This is a genomic window from Planktothrix sp. FACHB-1355, from assembly GCF_014748295.1.
GTDB classification, from domain to species: domain Bacteria; phylum Cyanobacteriota; class Cyanobacteriia; order Cyanobacteriales; family Aerosakkonemataceae; genus Aerosakkonema; species Aerosakkonema funiforme_A.
On record NZ_JACJUP010000494.1, the window covers coordinates 1 to 4649 of the forward strand.

2 protein-coding genes are annotated in these 4649 nt (G+C 41.7%); both read right to left on the reverse strand.

Annotation, left to right across the window (positions count from 1 at the left end; translation table 11 throughout):
- Positions 1–653 (reverse strand): serine/threonine-protein kinase (locus H6S82_RS19110; RefSeq protein WP_191056564.1); only part of this gene is annotated, 653 nt, incomplete at its 3' end.
- 57 nt (positions 654–710) lie between these two features.
- Positions 711–4649 (reverse strand): ATP-binding protein (locus tag H6S82_RS19115; protein ID WP_191056565.1); only part of this gene is annotated, 3939 nt, incomplete at its 5' end.

Here is a 4649-nt window from a genome sequence, read left to right on the forward strand (position 1 = left end):
TTAAGTAATTCATAAAAAGTAACGCCCAAAGAATAAAAATCAGTCCGGTAGTCAATCCCACGATTCATCCTTCCTGTTTGTTCTGGGGATAGATAAGCAAGTGTTCCTTCTAAAATGTTGGGATTGATGATGGTTTGGCTTTCTCTTGGGAGTAAAGATGCAATACTAAAATCGCTTAATTTAACTTGTTTAGTTTCAGGATTAATTAAAATGTTGCTGGGTTTGATGTCTTTGTGAATGATGCGCTCTCGATACAGAATATCTAAAATATTGCAGAGTGCGAGCGCAACTTCTAAAAACTCTCTCAAAGAGAGTAAGTTCCCCCCTTTTGATGTCCATTCTTTCAAGGAAATGCCCCCAAAGTCTTCCATTACCAAGGCATAACCATTTTGATATGGTTCTAGGCTATAAGTTTGGATGATTCCAGGTTGAGAAAGGTTTTTAGTAATAGTATACTGATTGCGAAATTGTACCAGTTCGCTAAAGGTGGGATACTCATTTTTCAGCAGTTTGATGACAACAGGTAATCTGTCCTTTGTCCGGATAGCTCGATAAACTAAGGTACGACTTCCTGCATAAAGTGTTTCAACAATTTTATAGTTGGCAATTTGAACGGTTGGATGAGCGTTAATGTTTTGGTGTAAGTCATTCATTGTGGTTAAAATAGATAGGTAATAAGTTATTGACTAAGTGGCATTTCCTCTGGGAAATTACCTATTTTGTTCCGCCTTAGTTGGTAAGATGATAATAAATTCCGTTCCTCGACCTGGAGTGGAATTTACGTCAATTGAACCGCCATGTTTTTCCACTACGATCGACTTAGCGATCGCCAATCCCAATCCCGTTCCTTTCCCTACACCTTTAGTCGTAAATAAGTGGTCAAATATCTTTGCTTTTATTTCATCTGACATTCCTGGCCCGTTGTCTTTGATGCAAATATTTACCCTATCTTTAGATTTCATTTCTGTCCTAATAACGATGCAATTTGCCTGGGCTTTTAGCTGCTCAACACTTTGTTCTCTATGAGATTCTTCCAGGGCATCAATAGCATTAGCCAATATATTCATAAACACCTGATTTAATTGTCCGGGGAAGCACTCAATTAGTGGCAAGTTCCCGTACTCTTTGATTACGTCAATCGCCGGACGCCGTTCGTTAGCTTTCAATCGGTGTTTGAGAATCAAGAGAGTACTGTCAATTCCATCGTGAATATCGAAAGGAACTTTATAATCTTTGTCCGCTCTAGAGAAGGTGCGGAGACTGGTACTAATACCTTTAATCCGATCGCAACCGACTTGCATAGAATCCAACATTTTGGGTAAGTCTTCTAATAGATATTCAATGTCAACTTCTTCAGCTTTTTCTGCGATTTCTTCTCCGGGATTCGGAAATTTTTCTCGGTAGAGTTGCAGGTAATCGGTAATATCTTTGACGGCAGCGATCGCTTCAGTAATATTGCCAGAAATAAAGCCGACTGGATTGTTAATTTCATGGGCAACTCCGGCAACTAAATTCCCCAAAGCAGACATTTTTTCACTCTGCACTAATTGCAGTTGCGATTGTTCCAACTGGAGGGCATAATCCTGGGCTTGCTGGTACAATCTCGCATTTTCTAGAGAAATCGCGGCTTGGGTACACAGGAAGTTAAGCACAACCAGACGATCGCTCGTAAAAACCCCTTTCGTCAAGCGATGTTCCAGATAAAGTATGGCGACCAAATTACCTCGATCGAGAATGGGAACACATAGTACGCTCTGGGGTTTGTACTGGAGCATATAATCACTTATTACACCCGGAATATCAGTTTTTGCTCCTTCAATCACGACTGGTTTGAGGGTATTTTTGACATAATAAATTAGCTTGATTGGAACTGCCTGAGAGATATATAGCGGTTCGGTTTGCAGTAGAGTTGTCGGTGGTCGATCGTCAGAGTTGATATGGGCGATCGCACGGATTTGCCATTCATCCCGATCGGGCAGTAGTAAAACACAAGTTTCCGCTCCAGAAGTTTTCAAAATAATTTGAGTGAGAGTTTCGAGCAATTCATCTAACTGGATTTTACTGGAAAGAGCTTGAGCAGCTTGCAAAACAGAAGTAAAATCGAGGGCATCGGAAATACTGCTGCTACTACTACTGGAAGTTTGAATCGAGTGGATAAAAGGATCGCTAATTGTCGTTAGCGTTTCTAATAGATTGAAGCGAATTTTCGGCTGATTGAGGATAGGCTGAAGTAATTGGGGATAGCATCGTTCTAAGTATTCGACTTTCGCTTTCGCACCCCAACGGGAATAACAATAATATGCTTCCTGCATATAGCCTGCGGCAACTTTTTCTTTGCCCCAGTCAATGTAGAACTTGGCAACTAATTCGTTGGCGAGTGCTTCTTCTGGCAGGTATTGGTTTTCTTTGGCTCCTTGAATCGCGAGTTCGTAAAATTCGATCGCTTCTGTTTTGTGATAGATAACTCGATATTTTTCAGCTTCAACTAAATAATATTTATGCAGGTGATTCATGGGAGCATTTTGCGCCCATTGCAGTAATTTTCCTTGATTTTCCTGGACTCGTTGCCATATCTCCTCCGACTCAACAGTTGATTTCGGCAGGATGGCAAGTGCGGCTAGAGAATCGTAAAAATAAAAGACAGGTTCGAGAATCGTTCCCATACATCCTGTCAGATGTTGTCTGGTTTGCTTTGCATCTTTATCAGCTTTGGCAATCTCTCCCAACCAAAAGTTCAAGACAAATCTATGGTGGTAAAAAATACACAACCGAAATACATCTTTACTTGCTTGCACTTGAGAAACCAATTCTCGCTCGTAAGCATCTTGGCGTAAAGTAACTTCATCCTCCGATTTACCTAATAAAATAAGAGCGGCTTCCCAGTAAATTAAATAATGCTTGGCTGTGGTAACTACGTTCAATTCTCGCAAATGTTCGTGATACGCGGAAATTTTTGGTTCGAGTTCGTTCAAAGGTTGACCGGACCAGAAGGAATTTAAGGAAAACATTTGTACGATGTAGACAATGAATTCCAGATCGCCCGTTTCCAATCCAGCTTGATAGCCTTCCTGAAAAATCGGTAATGTTTCTCTCAAATGAGCCGTGCAGTGATGAACGTATCCCGCAAACACATTAAAAGTTGCCGCTCTCGTATTTTTAGCATCTGGCTCTTTAGCAAGCTGGTAAGCTAGTTGCCCGAACTGCTGAGTCTGTGACATATCTTGCCACAGCATATTCAGTAAGAAGGCATAACTAACATAACTAATCGGAGAAAATACACTATTACCAAATTGAATGGAAAGCCTCACCTGTAGCGCAACTATTAAGGGATAAAGTGGCGAACCTGTCAGGTAACACGAAGGTAAAAGGCTATCAACAATCTGCATAATGGCAAGCTTTTCAGGCTCGCTCATTTTCGGCAAATGAATTAAATCTGCAATCGATCGCTCTCCAATCGCGGTGTCTATTTCCTGTTTTGCCTGCTGCACATCTTCGTTGTTTGGGCTATCCGGCAAGCTAATTCCTAACAGTTGAAGCGCAAATTTGCCTAGACCGATCGCATCTATAAATTTATTTCTAGCATTCAATGCTTGGATTTTAATTTGATAAATTTGCGCCCGATCCAAGGGATTTTTTGCCCGCTCGATAACCCTTTCAATCCACAAATCCATCTGCTCGAAATCACCGCACAACCAAGCAACCTCGGCAGCTAATTCGTACAGCGCTAACGTCATTTCATATTGTCGCTGCCAAGCTTCTACTCCCAGAAATGTCATTCCAACAGTAGCGTATGCGCGGGCGGCTTGATAAGCGGTGGCGGCTCTGGCTTTGCGACAAGCAGTTAAATTGAGTTTTGCTAAATCGTCTCTTTCTTCTTGCTCGACAACCAAAGTAGTGCCGTAATTTAACTGATTGACTAATTCAAAAATGCGTTCTTCTCTAGCTTCTGGTGAGATTTTTTGCAGGAGTAATTGCCCGATTTGATAGTGAGCGATCGCGCGATCGCTTTCTGGAATTAAAGCATAAGCGGCTTGCTGGACTCGATCGTGCAAGAAACGATAGGAAACTGTTTGAAAATTAGCTTGATCGATATTTTCTGCTTCCCCCACGTAAAATTTATAAACCTCACTTTGGGGTAAAACCAAACCTTCTTGTAAAGTCCTCCACAATGCCGTTGCCGTTTCTGCCTCCGAATTTTGCGAAACAATTGCCAAGGTTTCCAGATCGAATTGATTGCCAATGCAAGCAGCTAATTTCAAAACCGCTTGAGTTTCGACGGGCAATTTTTGTAATTGCTGCCCCATGAATTCAACGACATCATCGGTGAGCGCTGCATCTCTAACTTTGGTAATATCGCACTGCCAATATCCAGCTTTAAAATCGAAATCAATCAATCCATCTTGATGCAAAGCTTTGAGGAACTGCGTAACAAAAAATGGGTTGCCTTTCGTTTTTTGCGCGATTAATTCAGTCAGCGGTTGCGCCAAATTAGGAGAACAACTCAGGGTATCTGCTACCAATTGATTCAAACTGATACGATCGAGCGGTGCAAGGGTGATGGTGTTAACAATTGCACCTGCCTTACCGATATCATCTAGGGTCAACATCAGAGGATGGGCGGCGGAAACTTCATTATCTCGATAGGCTCC